This window comes from Kitasatospora sp. NBC_01539 (genome assembly GCF_045040525.1).
In the GTDB taxonomy this organism is placed as follows: Bacteria; Actinomycetota; Actinomycetes; order Streptomycetales; family Streptomycetaceae; genus Kitasatospora.
Genome location: NZ_CP109390.1, coordinates 3,371,719 through 3,393,156 on the forward strand (window position 1 = coordinate 3,371,719; position 21,438 = coordinate 3,393,156).

Consider the following 21,438-nt stretch of genomic DNA (forward strand, 5'->3'; position numbering starts at 1 on the left):
CCGGAGGGCCGGGTCGTACCGTTCTGTCAGCATTCGGCCGTGCGCGCGGGGCGCCGGCCGGCCGGGCGTACGCCGTCCGCGAACCGCCGCCAGCGGGCGGGCGTCCGGTCGCCGCGGGCGGCCTCGGCGGCCTCCCGGGCGAGCCGGGCGTGGGCTGCCTGCCGGTGGAGTTCGGCCTGCTGCTGCCGGATGAGCTCGTACTCGATCATCGGGGTCCCCTCGTTCGTCGTCGACCACGAGCCTCCTCGCCCAGGGGGGTGCGCCGCATCGGCAGGATGCCGGATCTCCGCGGGGTGCGGGGCCTTAGGGGACGTCCGGGGGTGCCTTAGGGCGTCTGCCGGTCGGGGCCGGACGCACGGAACCCGCCCGGTCGCCGGGGCGACGGGGCGGGTTCCGTGGAGTGCGGGGCCTCAGACCAGCTTGGCCAGGATGAGGTCCTTGACGCGGGCCGCGTCGGCCTGGCCGCGGGTGGTCTTCATGACCGCCCCGACCAGTGCGCCGACGGCCTGCACCTTGCCGTCGCGGATCTTCGCGGCGACGTCCGGGTTGTCGGCGATGGCCTGGTCGACGGCCGCGCCGAGCGCGGAGTCGTCCGAGACGACGGCCAGGCCGCGGGCGGCGACGACCTCGTCCGGCTCGCCCTCGCCGGCGAGGACGCCCTCGATGACCTGGCGGGCCAGCTTGTCGTTGAGCTTGCCCTCGGCGACCAGGGCGCAGACCCGGGCGACCTGGGCCGGGGTGATCGGCTGGTCGGTGAGGTCGGTGCCGGCTTCGTTGGCGCGGCGGGCGAGCTCGCCGAGCCACCACTTGCGGGCCTGGTCGGCGGGGGCGCCGGCGGCGATGGTCTCCAGGATCGGTGCGACCGCGCCGGCGTTCAGCACGGCCTGCATGTCCTTGTCGGACAGGCCCCACTCGGCCTGCAGGCGGGCGCGGCGCACCCGCGGCAGCTCGGGCAGCGACGCCCGGATCTCCTCGACCCACTCACGGGCCGGGGCGATCGGCACGAGGTCGGGCTCCGGGAAGTACCGGTAGTCCTCGGCGTTGTCCTTGATCCGGCCGGCGGTGGTGCTGCCGTTCTCCTCGTGGAAGTGCCGGGTCTCCTGCACGATGGTGCCGCCGTCGGTGAGGACGGTGGCGTGCCGCTGGATCTCGAACCGGGCGGCCCGCTCGACGCTGCGCAGGGAGTTGACGTTCTTCGTCTCGCTGCGGGTGCCGAACGTCTCGGTGCCGTTGGGGCGCAGCGACAGGTTGACGTCGCAGCGCATCTGGCCCTTGTCCATGCGGGCCTCGGAGACGCCGAGCGCCCGGATGAGCTCGCGCAGTTCGGCGACGTACGCCTTGGCGACCTCGGGGGCCCGCTCGCCGGCGCCCTGGATCGGCTTGGTGACGATCTCGATGAGCGGGATGCCGGCCCGGTTGTAGTCGAGCAGCGAGTGGGAGGCGCCGTGGATGCGGCCGGTGGCTCCGCCGACGTGGGTCGACTTGCCGGTGTCCTCCTCCATGTGGGCGCGCTCGATCTCCACGCGGAAGATCTCGCCGTCCTCCAGCTGCACGTCGAGGTAGCCGTCGAAGGCGATCGGCTCGTCGTACTGGGAGGTCTGGAAGTTCTTCGGCATGTCCGGGTAGAAGTAGTTCTTCCGGGCGAACCGGCACCACTCGGCGATCGAGCAGTTCAGGGCCAGACCGATGCGGATCGCCGACTCCACGCCGACCGCGTTGACGACCGGCAGCGAGCCGGGCAGGCCGAGGCAGGTCGGGCAGGTCTGGGAGTTCGGATCGGCGCCGAGCTCGGTCGAGCAGCCGCAGAACATCTTGGTCTTGGTCCCCAGCTCGACGTGGACCTCAAGGCCCATCACCGGGTCGTACGAGGCAAGAGCGTCCTCGTACGAGACCAGGCTAATGGCGCTCACTGCGCCCCCTTCGTTGAAATCTTGAGAGGTGCGGGCCCGTCAGCCCAGCAGGACGTCGTCGTCGCCGAGCTGCCTGAGCTCGCGCAGCAGCAGGGCGGTGCCGGTGATCAGGGCGGCGGCCCCGACCAGGGCGTTGATCAGCTTGAGGGTGTCGTGGTCGCCGCGGGCCTTCTTGACGTCCTTGGCGATCGAGACCGCGCCGAACGCGGTGGTGCCGATGGACAGCCAGAGGCCGGGCTTGGAGTGCTTGAATCCCTTGGCCTTCGCGATGCTGCTCACAGAGCCGGTGCCTCCTCCAGCAGGGGGTGTCCCCACTTGTCGTTGAGTGCGGCCTCGACGGCGCCGCCCACGCGGTACAGGCGGTCGTCCGCCATCGCGGGGGCGATGATCTGGAGGCCGACCGGGAGATTGTCCTCCGGGGCCAGGCCGCAGGGCAGCGACATGGCCGCGTTGCCCGCCAGGTTCGACGGGATGGTGCACAGGTCGGCGAGGTACATGGCCATTGGGTCGTCCGCGCGCTCGCCGATCGGGAAGGCCGTGGTCGGGGTGGTGGGCGAGATCAGCACGTCCACGCCGGCGAAGGCCGCGTCGAAGTCGCGCGAGATGAGCGTGCGGACCTTCTGCGCGGAGCCGTAGTAGGCGTCGTAGTAGCCCGAGGAGAGGGCGTACGTGCCGAGGATGATGCGGCGCTTGACCTCGGCGCCGAAGCCGGCCTCGCGGGTGAGGGCGGTGACGTCCTCGGCGGAGCGGGTGCCGTCGTCGCCGACGCGCAGGCCGTACCGCATGGCGTCGAAGCGGGCCAGGTTGGAGGAGGCCTCGCTGGGCGCGATGAGGTAGTAGGCGGGCAGGGCGAGGGTGAACGACGGGCAGGAGACCTCGACGACCTCCGCACCGAGCTCGCGCAGCAGTTCCACGGACTCGTGGAAGCGCTGCATGACGCCGGCCTGGTAGCCCTCGCCGCCGAACTCCTTGACGACGCCGATGCGCATGCCGCGGACGTCGCGGAGCTTCGCGGCGGCGACGACGGCGGGCACGGGGGCGTCGACCGAGGTGGAGTCGAGCGGGTCGTGCCCGGCGATGGCCTCGTGCAGCAGCGCCGCGTCGAGGACGGTGCGGGCGCACGGGCCGCCCTGGTCGAGCGAGGAGGAGAACGCGACGAGGCCGTAGCGCGACACGGTGCCGTAGGTCGGCTTGACGCCGACGGTGCCGGTGACGGCGCCGGGCTGGCGGATCGAGCCGCCGGTGTCGGTGCCGATGGCGAGCGGGGCCTCGTACGCGGCGAGCGCCGCGGCGGAGCCGCCGCCGGAGCCGCCGGGGATGCGGGAGAGGTCCCACGGGTTGCCGGTGGGGCCGTAGGCGGAGTTCTCGGTGGAGGAGCCCATCGCGAACTCGTCCATGTTGGTCTTGCCGAGCACGACGACGCCGGCGTCCTTCAGACGGGTCGTCACGGTGGCGTCGTACGGCGGGACCCAGCCTTCGAGGATCTTCGAGCCGCAGGTCGTGGGGACGCCCTTGGTGGTGAAGACGTCCTTGAGGGCGAGCGGGACGCCGGCCAGCGGGCCGAGTTCCTCGCCGCGGGCGCGCTTCTCGTCGACGGCGCGGGCGGCGTTCAGCGCGCCCTCGGTGTCGACGTGGAGGAAGGCGTTGACCTTCTTGTCGACGGCGTCGATGCGGTCCAGGTGCGCCTGGGCGACCTCGACGGCGGAGACCCGGCCGGCGGCGATCGCGGCGGCGGTCTCTGCGGCGGTGTAGCGGATGAGCTCGGTCATCGGTCAGTCCTCCCCGAGGATCTGGGGCACACGGAAACGCTGTTCCTCGCTGGCCGGTGCGCCGGAGAGGGCCTGCTCGGGGGTGAGCGAGGGCCGCACCTCGTCGGCGCGCATGACGTTCGTCAGCGGCAGCGGGTGGGAGGTCGGCGGGACGTCCTGTCCGGCGACCTCGGATACGCGGGCGACCGCGCCGATGATCACGTCGAGCTGCTCGGCGAAGTGGTCCAGCTCTTCGGCCTGCAACTCCAGACGCGACAGCCGGGCGAGGTGGGCGACCTCCTCGCGCGTGATGCCAGGCATGCAGCGATCCTCAGGTTCGGGTTCGGGTGAGACCGGGGGCGGGCCCGTCCTCTTGGTCTAGGGACACATCCTAGGGCGCACACCGCGGCGCCCCGTGACGCAGAAGCCCGCGACGCCGGGCGGGGCGGTCGCGGGCGCGGGCCCGGCGCGGCGGCCGGCGGTCAGAGCGGCAGGCCGACGGGGTTCACCGGCTCGGGCTCCGACGGCTCGGACGGCTCCGCGGAGCCGGACGGGTCGGCGGGGTCGGACGGGTAGGCGGGGTCGGCGGACCCGCTGCCGTCGTCGGTGCCGCCGCCGTTCAGCGCGTCGAGGTCGACGGTCTCGGCGGGCGAGGGGGTGGTGGTGGGCACGGGCACGCCGAACTCCTTCAGGTCGACCCGGCCGGTCTCGACGCCGCCGGTCCGCTCCACCTGCAGCGGGTACGGCGCGCCGCGGGTGGCCACCGCCAGCGTGCTGCGGCCGTCCTCGCCGTCGCCGGTGACGGTGACCGCCGGGACGCCCGCCACGGTGGCGGTGCCGCCGACCGCGAGGACGCCCGCCCGGTCGGCGAGGGAGCCGCCGAGGGCGTCCAGGTCGCAGACGGTGCCCATGGCGGAGAAGTCGGTGTTGTCGGTGGTGGTCTTCAGGTACTTGTCGCCGACCAGGTCCTGGGCGGCGGGCCCGCCGTGGCCGAGCCAGAACACCGCGTCGGGCTTCACCCACAGCTGGGTGCCGAGCTTGACCAGCCGGAAGCTGCCCTGGCCGCTCAGGCCCATGGTGCCCGCGCAGTTGCCGTCGGTGTCGGCGGCCAGGTCGAAGGTGACCGACTGGCCGCCGCTGGTGCCCTTGCCGGTGATCCGCACCGAGCCGGCCCCCTTGAGGGCGGCCACGGAGCGGTCGACGATCTCGCCCGCGGGGAGCGCCTCCACGCCGTTCGCGGGAGCGGCCGAGGCGGCCGGGGCCGCCGGGGAGGACGCGCCGGACGGGCCCGCGGAGGCCGTACCGCCGCCGGCGGAGCCCGTGGCCGCCGCCGCGGCCGGGCCCGTGCCGCCGGCCGCGGGGCCGTTCCCGGCCTGGCCGCACGCGGCGGCACCCGCCAGCAGGGCGAGGCCGGCCAGCACTGCGACCGTGCGCTGCTCGCTCACGGGGTCTCCTTCGACGCGTCCGGTGTGTGCTCAGAGGGTCACACTCCACCGGAGTCACCGCATCCGCAACAAGGACGGGCCCGGGTCAGGTCTGGGTGGTCGGCGCGGGCGCGGGCAGTTCGGCCTGGGCGGGCACCACCGGCAGCGACCGCGGCTGCGGCACGGGCGGCACGTGCGGGGCGGACGGCTGCGGCGCGAGCCGCTCGACCCGGGGGGTGCCGGCCTGCCGCACCATCAGCCAGGCGGTGGCCTGGTCGGCGGGGAGCGCGGCCGAGACGAGCCAGCCCTGCACGGCGTCCACGCCCATGCCCTGCAGCCGCTCCCAGGTCTCGTCGTCCTCGACGCCCTCCGCGACCACGGTCAGGCCCAGCGAGTGCGCGAGCTCGACCGAGCAGCGCACCACCGCGGCGTCGTGGTCGTCGGCGACCATCCGGGAGACGAACGAGCGGTCGATCTTCAGCTCGCCGACCGGCAGGCTGCGCAGCCGGGCCATCGAGGAGTGGCCGGTGCCGAAGTCGTCCAGCGACATGCCGACCCCGTAGCGGCGGAGCTCGGCGAGGGTCTCGGCGGCGCGGCGGGAGTCGTCGAGCAGCAGCCGCTCGGTGATCTCCAGCTGGAGCGCGTGGGCGGGCACCTGGTGCCGGGTGAGGTGGCCGGCCACCCGGGCGGCGAAGCCGGGGTTGAGGACGTCCCGCGGGGAGACGTTGACCGCCACCGGCACCAGGAGGCCCTGGTCGCGCCAGGCGGCGAGCTGGCCGACGGCCGCCTCCAGCACGTAGTCGGTGAGCCGCGGCATGAGGCCGCTGGACTCCGCGAGGCCGATGAACTCGTCGGGCGGCACCCGGCCCTGCCCGGGGCGGTCCCAGCGCAGCAGGGCCTCCAGGCCGACCACCCGGCCGTCGAAGGCGACCTTCGGCTGGTAGTGGAGCTGCACCTCGCCGGTCTCCAGGGCGCGCCGCAGGTCGCCGAGCAGGCCGATGCGGAAGGGCGTGTCGATGTCCTGGGCCTCGTGGTAGACCTCGACGCCGCTGCGGCCGCGCTGGGCGTGGCCCATCGCGACGTCCGCGCGGCGCAGCAGCGCCTCGGCGTCCTGGGCGTGGGTGGGGTAGACGCAGACGCCGGCGCTGGCCTCCAGGACGAGCAGCAGGCCGTCCAGGCGGATCGGTGCGGCGAGTTCGGCGATGAGGGCGCGGGCGAGCCGCTCCAGCGTCCCGGGGTCGCCGAGGCCGGGCAGCAGCACCGCGAACTCGTCGCCGCCCATCCGGGCCACCACCGGCCGGGCGCCGCGGTGGCCGGGCGCCGACAGGGCGGCGGCGACCTCGACCGGGGCGGAGCGGGAGGTGACGCCGGAGGGCCGGGCGTGGCCGGCCCGCAGCGCCCGGTGCAGCCGGCGGGCGATGTGCACCAGCAGGCGGTCGCCGGCGGTGTGGCCGAGGGCGTCGTTGAGCGACCGGAAGCGGTCGAGGTCGAGCAGGATGACGCCGACGCTGTAGTCGTCCTCGCCGTCGTGCCGGGCGATGGCCTCCTGGGCCGCGAGGAGCAGCGCCTGACGGTTCGGCAGGTCGGTGAGGTGGTCGGTGAGCTGGTCCCTGGCGCGGTCCCGGGCGATCCGCCAGGCGGCGACCAGGACGGCCAGCGGGACGGCGAACAGCGGCAGCAGTTCGGGTTCGTACCGGTAGACCAGGACGGCCAGCGGGATGAGCGGCGCGGCCCCGGCCAGCAGCACGCCGAGCAGCAGGACCGCCCCTGCCACCCCCTGCGGCGGGCGTGTGGGCGCGCCGCCGGTCGTACGATCCATATGCCCAGTCCTCCGTCGGGCCCCGCCCCCGCCGGGCCGCCTTACGGTGAGGCACCGCATCCGGTGCCGGTGGACGTCAGGTTCCGGTGATCCCCACGGGCAGCGGCCCAGGCCGCCGCCGTTCACCCGCCTGACTCGCTGTTGCGCCAAGGGTAAGCCGGTGTCCGCCGGCAGGGCGGAGTTTCGGACAACCCTGGGCGCGTCACCGGCAGACCGCTGCCGGACAGTGACAGAATGCCCGACTTTCCGGCCGGCGCACCCCGTGACGCGGTGTCAGGACGATAACAGGATGCGGCGGTCAGGCTCCGGCGGCCTCGTCGCCGGTCCCGTCCGCGGCGGCTCCGGCGGTGTCCGCGGGGGCGTCGGCGGTCCCGTCCGCGGGGGCGTCGGCGGGGGCGGCGCCGGGGGTGTCCCCGGCCTCGCCGGTGTCGAGGCCCAGGTGGGCGCGGGCGGCGTCGGGCCCGTCGGCGAGCAGGACGGCGAAGCCGGCGTCGTCGAGCACCGGCAGGCCGAGCTGGACGGCCTTGTCGAACTTGGAGCCGGGGTTGTCGCCGGCCACCACGAAGTGCGTCTTCTTCGACACCGAGCCGGTCACCTTCGCCCCGCGGGAGGTCAGCGCCTCCTTGGCGCCGTCCCGGGTGTGGCCGGCGAGGGTGCCGGTGACGACGACGGTGAGGCCCTCCAGCGGGCGCTCGCCCTGCTCCTCGACGCCCTCCTCGGTGAACCGCACCCCGGCGGCCCGCCACTTCTCCAGGATCTCGCGGTGCCAGTCCTCGGCGTACCACTCGCGGACGGCGCGGGCGGTGCCCGGACCGACGCCCTCGGTGGCGGCGAGCCGCTCCTCGTCGGCCGCGAAGACCGCGTCGAGGTCGCGGAACTCCCTGGCCAGCGCCTGCGCGGCGACCGGCCCGACGTGCCGGATCGACAGGCCGTTGAGGAACCGCCAGAGCGGCCGCTCCCTGGCCTTCTCCAGGTTGTCCAGGAGCAGCCCGGTGGTCTTCTTCGGCTCGCCCGCGGTGGTGGCGAAGAAGAACACCTCCTTCTCCTCGCCGGTGGTGTCGTCGAGCTTGGGCATGCCGGTCCTCGGGTCGCGGACGAGCACCCGGATCGGGAGCAGCTGCTCCGCGGAGAGGCCGAAGATGTCCCCCTCGTCCTTGACAGGCGCGTCGGCCGGGTCCAGCGGCTGCGTCAGCGCGGTGGCGGCGACGTAGCCCAGCCCCTCGACGTCGAGCGAGGAGCGTCCGCCGAGGAAGGCGATCCGCTCGCGGATCTGGGCCGGGCAGTGCCGGGCGTTCGGGCAGCGCAGGTCGATGTCGCCCTCGGCCATCGCCCGCAGCGCGGTGCCGCACTCGGGGCACGCGGCGGGCATGACGAACTCCCGCTCGCTGCCGTCGCGCAGGTCGTACACCGGGCCGAGGATCTCGGGGATGACGTCGCCCGCCTTGCGGAGCACCACGGTGTCGCCCAGCAGCACGTCCTTGGCCTTGACCACCTGCTGGTTGTGCAGCGTGGCGTACTGCACCATCGAGCCCGCCACCTTCACCGGCTCGGCGAGCACCGCGTACGGGGTGGCCCGGCCGGTGCGGCCGATGCCGACCTCGATGGCGGCCAGCTTCCCGGTGACCTCCTCCGGCGGGTACTTCCAGGCGATCGCCCAGCGCGGCGACTTGGAGGTGGCGCCGAGCCGGCCCTGCAGGGCGATCTCGTCGACCTTGACCACGACGCCGTCGATCTCGTGCTCGACGGAGTGCCGCTGCTCGCCGTACTGCCGGATGAAGGCGCGGACCTCGTCGAGGGTGCCGACGACGCGGTTGTGGCGGGCGGTGGGCAGGCCCCAGGCGCGCAGCAGCTCGTAGGCGTGCGACTGGCAGTCGATGTCGAAGCCGGTGCGCGCCCCGATGCCGTGCACGACCATGCGCAGCGGGCGGGCCGCGGTGACGTGCGGGTCCTTCTGGCGCAGCGAGCCGGCGGCGGCGTTGCGCGGGTTCATGAAGAGCCGGACGAGCGCCTGCGGACGCCTGCCCTCCTTGGCGCGCTGCTCGTTCTCCGCGGTGCGGCGCTCGTTCTCCGCGGCGAAGGAGGCGTTGAGCGCGTCGAAGGCCTCGGTGGGGAAGTACACCTCGCCGCGGATCTCGACCAGCGCGGGCACGTCGTCGCCGTGGAGCCGGTGCGGGATCTCCCTGATGGTGCGGACGTTGGCGGTGATGTCCTCGCCGACCCGGCCGTCGCCGCGGGTGGCGGCCTGCACCAGGCGGCCGTTCTCGTAGGTGAGGTTGACGGCGAGTCCGTCGACCTTGAGCTCGCACAGGTAGTGGTAGTCGATGCCGGTGAGCTCGGTGGCGACCCGGTCGGCCCAGGCGGCGAGTTCGTCGCCGTCCATGGCGTTGTCGAGGCTGAGGAGGCGTTCGCGGTGCTCGACGGCGGCGAACAGCCCGGTGACGGCGCCGCCGACCTTCTGGGTGGGCGAGTCGGGGGTGCGCAGCACCGGGTGCTCGGCCTCGACGGCCTCCAGCTCGCGCATCAGCCGGTCGAACTCGGCGTCGCTGACCACGGGGGTGTCGAGCTGGTAGTACTTGAACCGGTGGTCCTCGATCTCGGCCGCCAGCGCGGCGTGCCGCTCCCGTGCCTCCGCCGGGACCTGGTCCCAGCCCTCGACAGCCGCCACCGTGCTCCTCCTACCGTCTCACTCCGGGTTGTCCACCAGGCTCCGCGCCGCCTTCACGCTGTGTGACAGCGCCTGCCGGGCGTACGCGGGGGACGCCCCCGACAGCCCGCAGGTGGGCGTCACCAGCACCCGGCGGCCCAGCAGCTCCGGGCCGAGCCCGAGCCTGCGCCACAACCTCCTGACACCCTGGACACTACCGGCCGGGTCGGACAATCCGTCACCGGCGGAGGGCACCACACCGGCCAGGATCACGGTGCCGGCCTCGACCGCCTCGCCGAGCTCGTCGTCGTCACGTTCCGTCAGGAGCCCGAAGTCCAGGGAGATCCCGGCGACCCCGGCACGGCGCAGCAGCGGCAGCGGCACGCCGGAGGCGCAACTGTGCACCACGACGGGCACGTCGAGGGCGCGGACGACGGAGCGCAGCGCCTCCTCGGCGACCTGCCGGTCGACGGAGCGCAGCCGCTGGAAGCCGCTGGCGGTCCGCACGGATCCTTCGAGCACGGCGGGCAGCGACGGCTCGTCGAGCTGCAGCACGACCCGGGCGCCGGGGATGCGGCGGCGGACGTCGGCGAGGTGGCGGCGCAGGCCCTCGGTGAGGGAGCCGGTGATGTCGCGGCAGGCGCCGGGGTCGGCGAGGGCCTTCTCGCCGTGCTTGAGCTCGATCGAGGCGGCGAGCGTCCACGGGCCGACGGCCTGCACCTTGACCGCGCCCTCCCAGCCCTGGGTGAACTCCTCCAGGGCGTCGAGGTCCTCGCCGAGCCAGGAGCGCGCGCGGCGGGTGTCGCGACCGGGCCGGTCGGTGAACCGCCAGCCGCTCGGCTCGGTCTGGGCGAAGAGCTCGACGAGCAGCCCGGCACCACGCCCGATCATGTCGGCGCCGGGGCCGCGGGCGGGCAGCTCCGGCAGGTGGGGCAGCTGCTCCAGGGCGCCGACGGCCGTCCTGGCCGCCTCGCGGGCGTCGGTGCCGGGCATCGACCCGACGCCCGTCGCGGCGCCGTACAGCTCGGGGAAGGGGTGCTCAGTGCTCACGGGCACGAGCCTAACGGGCGGGGGCCGGGCGGGCGGGCGCCGGACGGGACCTAGCGCCCGGGCCGGACGGTGATCTCGGTGATCTCGGCGTCCCGCGGGAGGTCGAGGGCGGTGACGACGGCGGTGGCGACGGACTCCGGGTCGATCCACTGCGCGGGGTCGTAGTCGCGGCCCTCCTGGCGGTGCACCTTCTCCTGCATGGGGGTGGCGGTGCGGCCGGGGTAGACGGTGGTGACGCGGACGCCGTTGGCGTGCTCCTCGGCGCGCAGCGCGTCGGCGAGCGCGCGGACGGCGAACTTGCTCGCGGCGTACGCGCTCCAGTTGGCGTGGGCGGCCAGCCCGGCACCGGAGTTGACGAAGACGACGTGGCCGCGGGCCTGGCGCAGCGAGGGCAGCAGGAGCCGGGTGATCTCGGCGGGTGCGACGGCGTTGACGTTCAGCTGCTCCTGCCAGGCCTTGACGGGCAGGTCGCCGACGTGGCCGAGCTCGACCACCCCGGCGACGTGCAGCAGGGAGTCGATCTCGACGGGCAGGTGCTGGTGGCCGAAGGCCCAGGAGAGCTTGGCGGGGTCGGCGAGGTCGCCGACGAGGGTGGCGGCCCCGGGGAACCGCTCGCGCAGCTGGGTGGCGCGGCGGGCGTCGCGGGCGAGCAGCAGGACCTCCTCGCCGCGGGCGAGGAGGCGGGTCGCGACGGCGGCGCCGATGCCGGAGCCCGCGCCGGTGATCAGGTGGGTGCCCATGCGGGGGCGTCCTCTCAGGCGGCCCGGCCGAGCGCCGCGAGGGCCTCGGCGGGAGTGGTGGCGAAGATGACCAGCTCGGCGAGCGGGCGGGGCAGGAAGCCCTCGGTGTCCATGCGCTCCAGCTGGGTGCGCAGGCCCGTGTAGAAGCCTTCGGTGTCGAGGACGACGACCGGCTTGGCGTGCAGGGCGTGCTTCTTCAGCTCCAGCACCTCGGTGACCTCGTCGAGGGTGCCGAGGCCGCCCACCAGCACCACGAGGGCGTCGGCCCGCTCCAGCAGCAGGGCCTTGCGGGCGGCGAGGTCGGGGGCGGAGACGAGCTCGTCGGCGCCCTCGTACGCCTTGTGCGCGAGCAGGTCGACGGAGATGCCGACGAGCCGGCCGCCGGCCTCCTTGACGCCGTCGGCGAGCCGGCCCATGAGGCCGGCGTGCGAGCCGCCCCAGACGAGGGTGTGGCCGCCCTCGCCGAGGAGCCGGGCGAATTCCGCGGCGGGGGCGGTGTAGCGGTCGTCGAGCGAGTACGCGGAGCAGAAGACGGTGATGTTCATAGGCCCTCAGGTCTACCACGGCGCGCCGGAGCCGCTCACCGGGTTTCCGGCCCGTCGGGTCAGGGGGTGAGGGCGTGCCGCTCGGTGGTGGCGATGGTGGCGGAGCCGACGACGCGGGTGCCGTCGTACAGCACGACGGCCTGGCCGGGCGCGATGCCGCGGGCGGGGGCGTCGAGGCGCACCCGCAGCTCGCCGCCGTCGACGGCGGCGGTGACGGGCACCTCCTCGCCGTGGGCGCGGAGCTGGGCGGTGTAGCGGCCCTCGCCCTCGGCGGGGGTCCCGCACCAGCGCGGTCTGATCGCGGTGAGCGCGTGCACGTCGAGGCCCTCGGCGGGGCCGACGGTGACGGTGTTGGTGACGGGTGAGATGTCGAGCACGTAGCGGGGCTTGCCGTCGGCGGCGGGGCGGCCGATCCGCAGGCCCTTGCGCTGGCCGATGGTGAAGCCGTACGCGCCGTCGTGCTCGCCGAGCTTGGTGCCGTCGGCGTCGACGATGTCGCCGGTGGCGGTGCCGAGGTGGCGGGCGAGGAAGCCCTGGGTGTCGCCGTCGGCGATGAAGCAGATGTCGTGGCTGTCGGGCTTCTTGGCGACGGCGAGTCCGCGGCGCTCGGCCTCCAGCCGGATCTCGTCCTTGGTGGTGTCGCCGAGGGGGAAGAGCGAGTGGGCGAGCTGGTCGGCGTCGAGCACGCCGAGGACGTACGACTGGTCCTTGGCGGCGTCGACGGCGCGGTGCAGCTCGCGGGCGCCGCCGGGGAGTTCGACGATGCGGGCGTAGTGGCCGGTGCAGACGGCGTCGAAGCCGAGGGCGACGGCCTTGTCGAGCAGCGCGGCGAACTTGATCTTCTCGTTGCAGCGCAGGCACGGGTTGGGGGTGCGCCCGGCGGCGTACTCGGCGACGAAGTCGTCGATGACGTCCTCGCGGAAGCGCTCGGCGAGGTCCCACACGTAGAACGGGATGCCGATGACGTCGGCGGCTCGGCGGGCGTCCCGGGAGTCCTCCAGGGTGCAGCAGCCGCGGGCGCCGGTGCGGAAGGACTGAGGGTTGGACGCGAGCGCCAGGTGCACGCCGGTCACCTCGTGTCCGGCCTCGGCGGCGCGGGCGGCGGCGACGGCGGAGTCGACCCCGCCGGACATCGCGGCGAGCACGCGCAGGCGGCGGCCGTCGGAGGGGGTGGTCGGGGCGCCGGGGAAGTCACTCATGATGCCCACCAGGGTACGGGGTCGGCCGCGGTCAGCGGCGGGCGGCGGCGGCGAGGCCGGCGTTGCGGGCGCGTTCGACGGCGGGGGTGATCGCGCGGACGAGCGCCTCGACGTCCGCGGGCACCGAGGTGTGGCCGAGGGAGAACCGCAGGCTGGCGCGGGCGAGCAGCGGGTCGGCGCCCATGGCGAGCAGCACGTGGCTGGGCTGGGGCACGCCGGCGGAGCAGGCGGAGCCGGTGGAGCACTCGACGCCCTGGGCGTCGAGCAGCATGAGCAGGGCGTCGCCCTCGCAGCCGGGGAACGAGAAGTGGGCGTTGGCGGGCAGCCGGCCGGCCGGGTCCGGGTCGCCGTTGAGCACGGCGTCGGGCACGGCCTTCCGCACCCGGGCGACGAGGTCGTCGCGGAGGGCGGCGACGGCGGAGGCGTGGGCGGCGCGGCGTTCGACGGCGAGGGCGGCGGCGGCCGCGAAGCCGGCGGCACCGGGCACGTCGAGGGTGCCGGAGCGGACGTCGCGCTCCTGGCCGCCGCCGTGCAGCAGCGGGACGGGCGCGGCGCTGCGGGCCAGCAGCAGGGCGCCGACGCCGTACGGGCCGCCGATCTTGTGGCCGGTGACGGTGAGCGCGGTGAGCCCGGAGTCGGCGAAGGAGACCGGCACCTGACCGAGCGCCTGCACCGCGTCGGCGTGCATCGGAATGTCGAACTCGCGGGCGACGGAGGCGAGTTCGACGACCGGCTGGATCGTGCCGACCTCGTTGTTGGCCCACATGACGGTGATCAGGGCGACGCCGTCCGGGTCGCGTTCGACGGCCTCGCGGAGCGCCGCCGGGTGCACCCGGCCGTGCGCGTCGACCGGCAGGTACTCGACCTCGGCGCCCTCGTGCTCGGCGAGCCAGTGCACGGCGTCCAGCACCGCGTGGTGCTCGACCGGGCTGCACAGCACCCGCCGGCGGCGCGGGTCGGCGTCCCGGCGGGCCCAGTAGAGGCCCTTCACGGCGAGGTTGTCGGACTCGGTGCCGCCGCCGGTGAGGACGATCTCGCTGGGGCGGGCGCCGAGCGCCTCGGCCAGCGACTCGCGGGACTCCTCGACGACCCGGCGGGCGCGCCGGCCGGCCGTGTGCAGCGAGGAGGCGTTGCCGACCGTCCCGAGGTGCGCGTGCATCGCGGCGATGGCCTCGGGCAGCATCGGCGTGGTGGCGGCGTGGTCGAGATATGGCATGGCGGCTCCCAGTGTAGGGGCCGTCACCGGGTGGGCCGGGCCACGGGGTGGCGGGGGTCACGATTTGGCCATTGCAGCCCGTGCAACGCGCCGTTAGCCTCCTGGCTCACTGGCGTGCCGCGGAGGGTGGACGGATGTCGCAGACGGTGGACCGGGCGCTGACGATCCTGGCCTCCCTGGGGGAGGGTCCCGCCTCGCTCGACCAGGCCGCCGCACGGATCGGTGTGCACAAGTCCACCGCCCTGCGGCTGTTGCGCACGCTCCAGGAGCACGGCTTCGTGCACCGGCAGCCCGACCACCGCTACCGCCTCGGCGGCCGGCTGTTCGGCCTGGCCCAGCAGGCGCTGGAGAGCATCGACATCCGGCAGGTCGCCGCCCCCTACCTGGCCTCGCTGAACGAGCGGTACGGGCACACCGTGCAGCTCGCCGTGCTGGAGGACGGCGTGGTGCTGTGCCTGGACCGCGTGGAGGGCCGCTACCCGGCGCCGCCCGGCGGCTCCCCCGCCCCTGCCGGCCGGATCGGCGCCCGCGTGCCGGCGGCGGCCACCGCGGTCGGCAAGGTGCTGCTGGCCGACCTGCCGGAGGATCAGCTGACGGCCTATCTGGACGACCTGGGTGCCGGGGCGCCGACCGGGCCGGGCGCGGCGGTGGCCGCGGACCGGTTGCGCACCGAGCTGGCGGACGTCCGCCGGCAGGGCTGGGCCGTCGACCAGGAGCCGCAGGGCCGCCGGGAGACCGTGTCGTGCGTGGCCGCGCCGATCGTGGGCGCCGAGGGCCGGTCGATCGCCGTGTGCTCGATCTCGGCGCCGGGCCGGCTGGCCGCGGAGGCCGAGCTGGGCCGGCTGCTGCCGGAGCTGCTGTGCACGGCCGAGGCGATCTCGCTGGCGTACGGCGGCGCGCCTACTCCTCGCTGGTGCGAGAACCGTTGCGGTGCCAAGCACGTGGTGCGCGCCAGCCGTACCTGAGGGCGAGCATCCGGATGACGAAGGCCGTGAGGGCGGCGGCGCAGGCGTTGAGCGGGGTGAGCCGGCCGGCGGCGATGAGCAGGGCGACCAGCGTGGCGCCGACCAGGGCGGGCACCGCGTAGATCTCGCGGTCCCAGCGCAGCAGGGCGGGCGGGTCCATGGCGAGCAGGTCGCGGATGACGCCGCCGCCGGCGGCGGTGAGCATGCCGAGGGCGACGCTGGCGACGAAGCCCAGGCCGAAGTCGTGGGCCTTGATGGTGCCGGTGACGCAGAAGAGTCCCAGGCCGGCCGCGTCGAGGGTCTGCACGGCGCGGTTGATCCGCTCGACCTCGGGGTGGAGGAAGAAGACGACGAGCCCGGCGGCGAGCGGGGTGGAGAAGTAGCCGAGGTTGCTGAAGGCGGCGACCGGGGTCGCCCCGATGACGAGGTCGCGCATCACGCCGCCGCCGAGCGCGGTCGCCTCGGCGAGCACGCAGATACCGAAGATGTCCATGTTCTTGCGGACGGCGAGCAGGCCGCCGGACAGGGCGAAGACGAAGATGCCGACCAGGTCCACGGTCTGCTGCAGCGCCGGAGGGAAGATTTGCGAGCTCACCGCCCCATCCTCCCTGGTCGGATTGTCCGGTTGTGCACCGGCCGGCGGGACGGCGGGCGGCCCGGCACGGCGCAGGGGGCCGCTCCGGCGGGACGGCCCGGAGCGGCCCCTGCGGCCGGGAGCGCGGTGCGTCAGGCGAAGGTCTCCTGCGGGACGGGGCCGCCGAGGGCGTTCAGCCGTTCGGGCATGGTGAGGCTCGTCATGCGGTGCCAGCCCGCGGCGCACTCCCACGCGTACACGGAGCGGACACCCGCCGCGAGGGCCGCGGACTTGGCGCGCGGCCAGTCGAGGACGACCCCCATGTGGGCCATGACGGCGAGGCTGACGTCGCGGTAGGTGCGGATCTCGGCCCGGGCGGTCTCCTGGAGGTGCCGCAGGATCGTGCGGCCGTGCCCGGCGGCGGCGAGGCGGAGCAGTTCCTCGTGGCAGAAGGCGAGGTGGTTGTCCTCGTCGTTCGAGATCATCCGGACGGCGCGGCCGATGTCCGGGTGGCCGCCGAACACCTTCGTGAGGAGCCGCATCTGCTCGGAGGCGCGCTGCTCGGTGACGCGGCTGTGGGCGAGGTAGACGATGACGTCCTCCTCGGAGAGCGGTTCGTCACGGCGCAGCCGGCTGTGGGCGAGGCCGATGCCCTGGCGTTCGAGGCGCATCGTGTAGTCGGTGTCGTCGGGGACGTCGACGGGGGCGAGCCCGCGCTTGTGCAGCAGGGCCTTGAAGATGCGCCCGTGCTTGTCCTCGTCGGCGCCGTGCCGGGCGACCTTCGGGGCGAGGACCTGGTCGGCGACGAGCGCGGAGATGCGCCCGTTCTCCCAGCCGCCCTGGTCCTCGCCCTTGGCCGCGATGCTGCAGAACAGGCGGAACGCGTCGTCGTCGTCGTGGATCTCCTGGAACAGGCTGCGTGCCGAGAGCATCTGCCCTACTCCCCCGGCCACCGGGCGGGGCCGTGCGTCGATCGGGTCCGGACACCGTCAGTGAACGCAGGCGGCGGGCGGTGTGCAACAGCAGGCCCCGGTGGCTGGTCCGGACGAATGACCCCGTTCAGCGGGTGCCGGTCACGACGAGCGCGGCGACCGGGAAGCCGCCGGCGGCGTACGGGGCGGCGAGCCGGAGGTACTCCTGCCGGATGCGCTCGGTCTCCTCCGGCGGGCGGCCCTCGACCAGCGCGGCGGTGAGCACGGTGCCGGCCAGCACGTCGCGCCACCAGCCGTCGGGGTCGGCGCGGTGCGTCCAGCGGGCGCGGTCGATCCGGACGCGGCGGAAGCCGGCCCCTTCGAGCAGTCCGGTGAGGCCCTCCGGAGAGGCGTACCGGGCGAACGGCGGCGGGCCGGGGAGCACCGGCGGGGTGCCGCCGACGGCCCGGACGGCGTCGAACACGAGGCCCTGGGCCCGGTTGCGCGCCAGGGTGTCCCAGCAGGCGAGGGCGGTGCGGCCGCCGGGGGCGAGCACCCGGTGCAGGTCGGCCGCGGCGGCCGGCGGGTCCGACACGTGGTTGAGCACGAAGGCGCCGACCGCGGCGTCGAAGGAGCCGTCGGGGTGGGGCAGCCCGGGCAGCACGGCCTGCTCCACCCGGGCCGCGGGCACGGCCGCGGCGGCGAGCGCGACCATCTCCGGCACGGCGTCGGTGGCGACGGTCTCGGCGCCGCGGCCGCACGCCAGGGCGGCGAGGCGTCCGGTGCCGCATCCGACCTCCAGCAGCCGGGTGCCGGGGCTGGCGGCGACGGCGTCCAGCAGGGTGCCGTGCACGCCGGCGGTCATCGCGCCGAAGCCGTCACCGTAGGTGCCGCTGCGGCGCGCCCAGCCGCGCCGTTCGAACTCCGCGAAGCTTTCCATCCGCCCAGGGGATCACTGCACGCAGAACTCGTTGCCCTCGGGGTCGGCGAGCGTGACGTGCCGGGTGCCGGGCTCGTCGATCCGGGCGAGCACGGTGGCGCCGAGGGCGAGCAGCCGGTCGACCTCGGCCTCGCGGCGGTCGGGGCCGGCGTGCAGGTCGAGGTGGAGGCGGTTCTTGGTCCGTTTGGGTTCGGGCACCTGCTGGAAGAGGAGGCGGCGGCCGAGGCCGACGCCGTTCGCCGGGTCGACCGGGTCGTCGGGGTGCCGCACGGCGGCGAGGGTGCGCCAGGCGGGCCGTCCGCCGCTCTCGGTGACCAGGGCGGGGGTGATCGCCCCGGCGGCGAGGAGGTGCTCGATCAGGGCGGTGTGGTCCTCGACGAGGTAGCCGAGCGCCTCGGCCCAGAAGGCGGCCTGACGGTGCGGATCGGCGCAGTCGACGACGACTTTCCAGTCAAGGGTCATACCACCGGTTGTAGTGGGTGCGCGGCGCGGGCGGCAACCGCACGGGCGACGCCCCCCGGCCGGGTGTCCCGGCAGCACGCGGCCCGGGCGCCCTGGTCGGGCGTCCGGGCCGTGCGGGCCGCGGGGCGGGCGGCGTCAGGCCGGGCCCGGGACCGCCCCGCCGGTGTTCTCCGGGAAGTGGCAGGCCACCTGATGGCCCGCGCGGGCCGCGGTGAGCGGCGGTTCCTGGGTGGCGCAGACGTCCTGCGCCTTCCAGCAGCGGGTGCGGAACCGGCAGCCGGACGGCGGGTTGAGCGGCGACGGCACGTCGCCGGTCAGCAGGATGCGGTCGCGCTGGCCGCGCTCCTTGCGGCGCGGGTCCGGCACCGGCACCGCGGACATCAGCGCGGTCGTGTAGGGGTGCATCGGCGCGCCGTACAGGGCGTCGCGGTCGGCGATCTCGACGATCTTGCCGAGGTACATCACGGCGACCCGGTCCGAGACGTGCCGGACCACCGAGAGGTCGTGCGCGATGATCAGGTAGGTCAGGCCGAGCTCGTTCTGCAGGTCGTCGAGGAGGTTGACCACCTGCGCCTGGATCGAGACGTCGAGCGCGGAGACCGGCTCGTCGGCGACGATCATCTTCGGCTTGAGCGCGAGGGCGCGGGCGATGCCGATGCGCTGCCGCTGGCCGCCGGAGAACTCGTGCGGGTAGCGGTTGTAGTGCTCCGGGTTGAGGCCGCACAACTCCAGCAGGTCCTGGACGGCCTTCTTCACGCCGCCCTCGGTGGCCACCTTCTGCAGCCGGAACGGCGCGCCGACGATGGTGCCGACGGTGTGCCGCGGGTTCAGCGAGGAGTACGGGTCCTGGAAGATCATCTGGATGTCGCGGCGCAGCGGGCGCATCGCCGAGACCCCGAGGTGCGTGATGTCGGTGCCCTCGAACTCGATCTTCCCGCCGGTCGGCTCGTCCAGCCGGGTCACCAGCCGGCCCATGGTGGACTTGCCGCAGCCGGACTCGCCGACCACGCCGAGGGTCTCGCCGGCCCGGATCTCGAAGTCCAGGCCGTCCACCGCGCGGACGGCGCCGCCGCCACGGCGCAGCAGCCCCTTGGCGATCGGGAAGTGCCTGGTCAGGCCGGTCACCCTGAGCAGCGGCTCGCGGTCCGGTGCGGGCGCGGGTGCGGGCGCGGGGATCGCCGCCGTCGACGAGTCCGTCATCGGTTGTCTCCTGAGGTTGGTACTGGCGGCCGGGTCACAGCCGCGGCGCGATCTCGTCGGCGAAGATCCGCTGCCGGTCGGCGATCGGCAGGTGGCAGGCCGCGAGGTGCCGGGGGGCGGACTCCTGCAGCACGGGCACCTCGGTGGAGGAGCGGCCGCCGGTCTGCCCGGCGTACGGGCAGCGCGGGTGGAAGGCGCAGCCGGACGGCACGTTGATCAGGCTCGGCGGGGTGCCCTTGACCGGGATCAGCCGGTCCTGGATCTCCCGGTCGAGCCGGGGCATCGAGCCGAGCAGGCCCCAGGTGTACGGGTGCTCGGGCGCCTCGAAGAGGCGCGCGGCGGGGCCGTGCTCGACCGGCTTGCCGCCGTACATCACGAGGATGTCGTCGGCGAGTTCGGCGACCACGCCGAGGTCGTGCGTGATGATGACGACGGCCGAGCCGAACTCCTGCTGGAGGTCGCGGATGAGGTCGAGGATCTGCGCCTGGACGGTGACGTCGAGGGCGGTCGTCGGCTCGTCGGCGATGAGCAGCGAGGGGTCGTTGACCAGGGCCATGGCGATCATCGCGCGCTGGCGCATGCCGCCGGAGAACTCGTGCGGGTAGGAGTCGACCCGGCGGTCGGGCTGGGGGATGCCCACCCGGTCGAGCATCTCGACGGCCCGCTTGCGGGCCGCCTTGCGGCCCTCCTTCGGGTGGTGCACCCGGTAGGCCTCGGCGATCTGCTGCCCGACCGTGTAGTACGGGTGCATCGCGGTCAGCGGGTCCTGGAAGATCATCGCCATCTTGCGGCCGCGGAGCCGCCGGACGCGGTCCGGGTCGGCCGCGACGAGCTCCTCGCCGTCCAGGTGGATCTCGCCGGAGATCCGGGCCCGCTTGGAGCGGTGCAGGCCCATGATGCCGAGCGAGGTGACGGACTTCCCGGAGCCGGACTCGCCGACGATCCCGAGGGTCTTCCCGCGCTCCAGGTCGAAGCTCACCCCGTCGACCGAGCGGACGAGGCCGTCGTCGGTGTCGAAGTGGATGCGCAGGTCGCGCACGGAGAGGAAGGCGTCCGCGGAAGGCTTCACAAGGTCGGTCACGAGAGCCTCACGCGGGGGTCGACGGCGGCGTAGAGCAGGTCCACCAGCAGGTTGCACAGGACGATGAAGAAGGCGGCGACCAGCGTCACGCCGAGCACCTTCGGCAGGTCGTTCTCGCCGATGGCGGCGACGGCGTAGGCGCCGATGCCCTTGAGCGAGAAGACCTGTTCGGTGATCAGCGCGCCGCCGAGCAGCAGGCCGAGGTCCATGCCGAAGATCGTGATGATCGGCGTGAGTGCGGCCCGCAGTCCGTGGCGCACCACGACCTGCCGCTCCGGCAGGCCCTTGGCCCGCGCGGTGCGGATGTAGTCCTCGCTCATCGTGTCGAGCATGCCCGCGCGGGTGAGCCGGGCGTAGAGCGCCGAGTACAGGAACGCCAGCGAGATCCAGGGCAGCACCAGGTGGGTGGCCCAGGCGATCGGGTCGGCGGTGAAGTCGACGTACTCGACGCTGCCGAAGACCGGCCACGTGAAGTGGAAGAGGAAGAGCAGCAGCGCGCCGGTGAAGAACACCGGGCTGGAGACGCCCGCGAGGGCGACGCCCATCGAGAGGCGGTCGAAGAGCGACTTCGGCTTGAGCGCGGAGACCGCGCCGGCGGAGACGCCGAAGACGAGCCAGAGGACGGAGGCGCCGACGGCCAGCGAGAACGTGACGGGGATGCGGGTGACGATCTCCGGCCACACCTCGACGTGGTTCTTGAACGAGTACCCGAAGCACGGCACGTGGCAGCTGACCGGGTCGGGGCCGAACTTGTACTCGGCGCCGGTGACGAGGCCCTTCAGGAAGCGGCCGTACTGGACGTACAGCGGCTGGTCGAAGCCGAGGTTCTGCTTGACCGCGGCGATGGCCTCGGGGCTCGGGTTCTTGCCGACGTACTGGGCGGCGAGCTGGTCGGTGGTCTCCCCCGCCAGGGCCGGCAGGAGGAAGAAGATGCCGAACGTGACGGCACTGACCACCAGGAGCAGCAGGACCGCCGCGGCCGTCCTTCGGATGATGTAGGCGAACATAGT

Annotated in this window: 20 protein-coding genes and 1 pseudogene; 1 reads left to right on the forward strand and 20 read right to left on the reverse strand. The window is 74.2% G+C overall.

Translation table 11 applies throughout. From position 1 onward, the window contains the following. Window positions 1-26: 26 nt before the first annotated feature. From OG335_RS14315 to OG335_RS14375, 13 genes and pseudogenes are all read right to left on the reverse strand, one after another. Window positions 27-209, reverse strand: a complete 183-nt coding sequence (locus OG335_RS14315) for a hypothetical protein (protein ID WP_405011481.1) — start codon at window positions 207-209, stop codon at window positions 27-29. A 201-nt stretch (window positions 210-410) separates the two neighbouring features. Then, window positions 411-1,910, reverse strand: a complete 1,500-nt coding sequence (gatB, locus tag OG335_RS14320) for an Asp-tRNA(Asn)/Glu-tRNA(Gln) amidotransferase subunit GatB (RefSeq protein WP_405011482.1) — start codon at window positions 1,908-1,910, stop codon at window positions 411-413. 39 nt (window positions 1,911-1,949) lie between these two features. Continuing rightward, entirely contained in the window at window positions 1,950-2,189 is a 240-nt protein-coding gene (locus OG335_RS14325) for a hypothetical protein (protein ID WP_405011483.1), read from the reverse strand. Beyond that, window positions 2,186-3,679, reverse strand: a complete 1,494-nt coding sequence (gatA, locus tag OG335_RS14330) for an Asp-tRNA(Asn)/Glu-tRNA(Gln) amidotransferase subunit GatA (RefSeq protein ID WP_405011484.1) — start codon at window positions 3,677-3,679, stop codon at window positions 2,186-2,188. Before gatA ends, OG335_RS14325 begins: the two co-directional genes overlap by 4 nt. A gap of 3 nt (window positions 3,680-3,682) precedes the next feature. After that, window positions 3,683-3,979: an Asp-tRNA(Asn)/Glu-tRNA(Gln) amidotransferase subunit GatC gene (gene gatC / locus OG335_RS14335; RefSeq protein ID WP_033820075.1), complete on the reverse strand. Its 297-nt coding sequence runs from the start codon at window positions 3,977-3,979 to the stop codon at window positions 3,683-3,685. A 161-nt stretch (window positions 3,980-4,140) separates the two neighbouring features. Then, window positions 4,141-5,103, reverse strand: coding sequence for a hypothetical protein (locus OG335_RS14340; RefSeq protein ID WP_405011485.1), 963 nt, complete (start codon window positions 5,101-5,103; stop codon window positions 4,141-4,143). 85 nt (window positions 5,104-5,188) lie between these two features. Next, a pseudogene (locus OG335_RS14345) lies at window positions 5,189-6,838 on the reverse strand (EAL domain-containing protein); the annotation flags it as partial. Between the two features lie 361 nt (window positions 6,839-7,199). Next, window positions 7,200-9,566, reverse strand: coding sequence for an NAD-dependent DNA ligase LigA (gene ligA, locus OG335_RS14350; protein WP_405011486.1), 2,367 nt, complete (start codon window positions 9,564-9,566; stop codon window positions 7,200-7,202). 18 nt (window positions 9,567-9,584) lie between these two features. After that, a complete protein-coding gene (locus OG335_RS14355) occupies window positions 9,585-10,595 on the reverse strand; it encodes a methionine synthase (protein ID WP_405011487.1) in 1,011 nt (336 codons plus the stop codon). 50 nt (window positions 10,596-10,645) lie between these two features. Next, complete coding sequence (locus OG335_RS14360; RefSeq protein WP_405011488.1) at window positions 10,646-11,335, reverse strand: SDR family oxidoreductase; 690 nt, start codon at window positions 11,333-11,335, stop codon at window positions 10,646-10,648. Between the two features lie 14 nt (window positions 11,336-11,349). Further along, window positions 11,350-11,880 carry a TIGR00730 family Rossman fold protein gene (locus OG335_RS14365; protein ID WP_405011489.1) on the reverse strand — a complete coding sequence of 177 codons (531 nt, stop codon included), beginning with the start codon at window positions 11,878-11,880 and terminating at the stop codon, window positions 11,350-11,352. 59 nt (window positions 11,881-11,939) lie between these two features. Continuing rightward, complete coding sequence (mnmA, locus tag OG335_RS14370; protein ID WP_405011490.1) at window positions 11,940-13,079, reverse strand: tRNA 2-thiouridine(34) synthase MnmA; 1,140 nt, start codon at window positions 13,077-13,079, stop codon at window positions 11,940-11,942. 31 nt (window positions 13,080-13,110) lie between these two features. Beyond that, a complete protein-coding gene (locus OG335_RS14375; RefSeq protein WP_405011491.1) occupies window positions 13,111-14,295 on the reverse strand; it encodes a cysteine desulfurase family protein in 1,185 nt (394 codons plus the stop codon). 134 nt (window positions 14,296-14,429) lie between these two features. Between OG335_RS14375 and OG335_RS14380 the strand changes: the two genes are divergently transcribed. Further along, window positions 14,430-15,260, forward strand: a complete 831-nt coding sequence (locus OG335_RS14380) for an IclR family transcriptional regulator (RefSeq protein ID WP_405011492.1) — start codon at window positions 14,430-14,432, stop codon at window positions 15,258-15,260. Here the strand turns inward: OG335_RS14380 and OG335_RS14385 are convergent. The 7 genes from OG335_RS14385 to OG335_RS14415 all read right to left on the reverse strand — a co-directional run bounded on the left by OG335_RS14385 (window position 15,196) and on the right by OG335_RS14415 (window position 21,435). Further along, window positions 15,196-15,855, reverse strand: a complete 660-nt coding sequence (locus OG335_RS14385) for a trimeric intracellular cation channel family protein (protein WP_405011493.1) — start codon at window positions 15,853-15,855, stop codon at window positions 15,196-15,198. The two genes, OG335_RS14380 and OG335_RS14385, sit on opposite strands and share 65 nt — an antisense overlap. A 131-nt stretch (window positions 15,856-15,986) precedes the next feature. After that, window positions 15,987-16,766: a ferritin-like domain-containing protein gene (locus tag OG335_RS14390; protein WP_405011494.1), complete on the reverse strand. Its 780-nt coding sequence runs from the start codon at window positions 16,764-16,766 to the stop codon at window positions 15,987-15,989. A gap of 127 nt (window positions 16,767-16,893) precedes the next feature. After that, window positions 16,894-17,685, reverse strand: coding sequence for a class I SAM-dependent methyltransferase (locus tag OG335_RS14395; protein ID WP_405011495.1), 792 nt, complete (start codon window positions 17,683-17,685; stop codon window positions 16,894-16,896). A gap of 12 nt (window positions 17,686-17,697) precedes the next feature. After that, window positions 17,698-18,147 carry a VOC family protein gene (locus OG335_RS14400; protein ID WP_405011496.1) on the reverse strand — a complete coding sequence of 150 codons (450 nt, stop codon included), beginning with the start codon at window positions 18,145-18,147 and terminating at the stop codon, window positions 17,698-17,700. A 135-nt stretch (window positions 18,148-18,282) separates the two neighbouring features. Continuing rightward, complete coding sequence (locus tag OG335_RS14405) at window positions 18,283-19,347, reverse strand: ABC transporter ATP-binding protein (RefSeq protein WP_405011497.1); 1,065 nt, start codon at window positions 19,345-19,347, stop codon at window positions 18,283-18,285. 34 nt (window positions 19,348-19,381) lie between these two features. Then, on the reverse strand, window positions 19,382-20,428 hold the full coding sequence (locus OG335_RS14410) for an ABC transporter ATP-binding protein (RefSeq protein ID WP_405011498.1): 1,047 nt from the start codon (window positions 20,426-20,428) through the stop codon (window positions 19,382-19,384). Continuing rightward, a complete protein-coding gene (locus tag OG335_RS14415) occupies window positions 20,425-21,435 on the reverse strand; it encodes an ABC transporter permease (RefSeq protein ID WP_405011499.1) in 1,011 nt (336 codons plus the stop codon). The genes OG335_RS14410 and OG335_RS14415 overlap by 4 nt, the downstream gene beginning before the upstream one ends. Between the last annotated feature and the right edge of the window lie 3 nt (window positions 21,436-21,438).

What these genes read in the sequence shown, in the direction of transcription:
- OG335_RS14315 (WP_405011481.1), bottom strand. Translation starts at nt 209, where the DNA reads ATGATCGAGTACGAGCTCATCCGGCAGCAGCAGGCCGAACTCCACCGG.
- gatA (WP_405011484.1), bottom strand. Translation starts at nt 3,679, where the DNA reads ATGACCGAGCTCATCCGCTACACCGCCGCAGAGACCGCCGCCGCGATC.
- gatC (WP_033820075.1), bottom strand. Translation starts at nt 3,979, where the DNA reads ATGCCTGGCATCACGCGCGAGGAGGTCGCCCACCTCGCCCGGCTGTCG.
- OG335_RS14360 (WP_405011488.1), bottom strand. Translation starts at nt 11,335, where the DNA reads ATGGGCACCCACCTGATCACCGGCGCGGGCTCCGGCATCGGCGCCGCC.
- OG335_RS14365 (WP_405011489.1), bottom strand. Translation starts at nt 11,880, where the DNA reads ATGAACATCACCGTCTTCTGCTCCGCGTACTCGCTCGACGACCGCTAC.
- mnmA (WP_405011490.1), bottom strand. Translation starts at nt 13,079, where the DNA reads ATGAGTGACTTCCCCGGCGCCCCGACCACCCCCTCCGACGGCCGCCGC.
- OG335_RS14375 (WP_405011491.1), bottom strand. Translation starts at nt 14,295, where the DNA reads ATGCCATATCTCGACCACGCCGCCACCACGCCGATGCTGCCCGAGGCC.
- OG335_RS14380 (WP_405011492.1), top strand. Translation starts at nt 14,430, where the DNA reads ATGTCGCAGACGGTGGACCGGGCGCTGACGATCCTGGCCTCCCTGGGG.
- OG335_RS14390 (WP_405011494.1), bottom strand. Translation starts at nt 16,766, where the DNA reads ATGCTCTCGGCACGCAGCCTGTTCCAGGAGATCCACGACGACGACGAC.
- OG335_RS14395 (WP_405011495.1), bottom strand. Translation starts at nt 17,685, where the DNA reads ATGGAAAGCTTCGCGGAGTTCGAACGGCGCGGCTGGGCGCGCCGCAGC.
- OG335_RS14400 (WP_405011496.1), bottom strand. Translation starts at nt 18,147, where the DNA reads ATGACCCTTGACTGGAAAGTCGTCGTCGACTGCGCCGATCCGCACCGT.
- OG335_RS14405 (WP_405011497.1), bottom strand. Translation starts at nt 19,347, where the DNA reads ATGACGGACTCGTCGACGGCGGCGATCCCCGCGCCCGCACCCGCGCCC.
- OG335_RS14415 (WP_405011499.1), bottom strand. Translation starts at nt 21,435, where the DNA reads ATGTTCGCCTACATCATCCGAAGGACGGCCGCGGCGGTCCTGCTGCTC.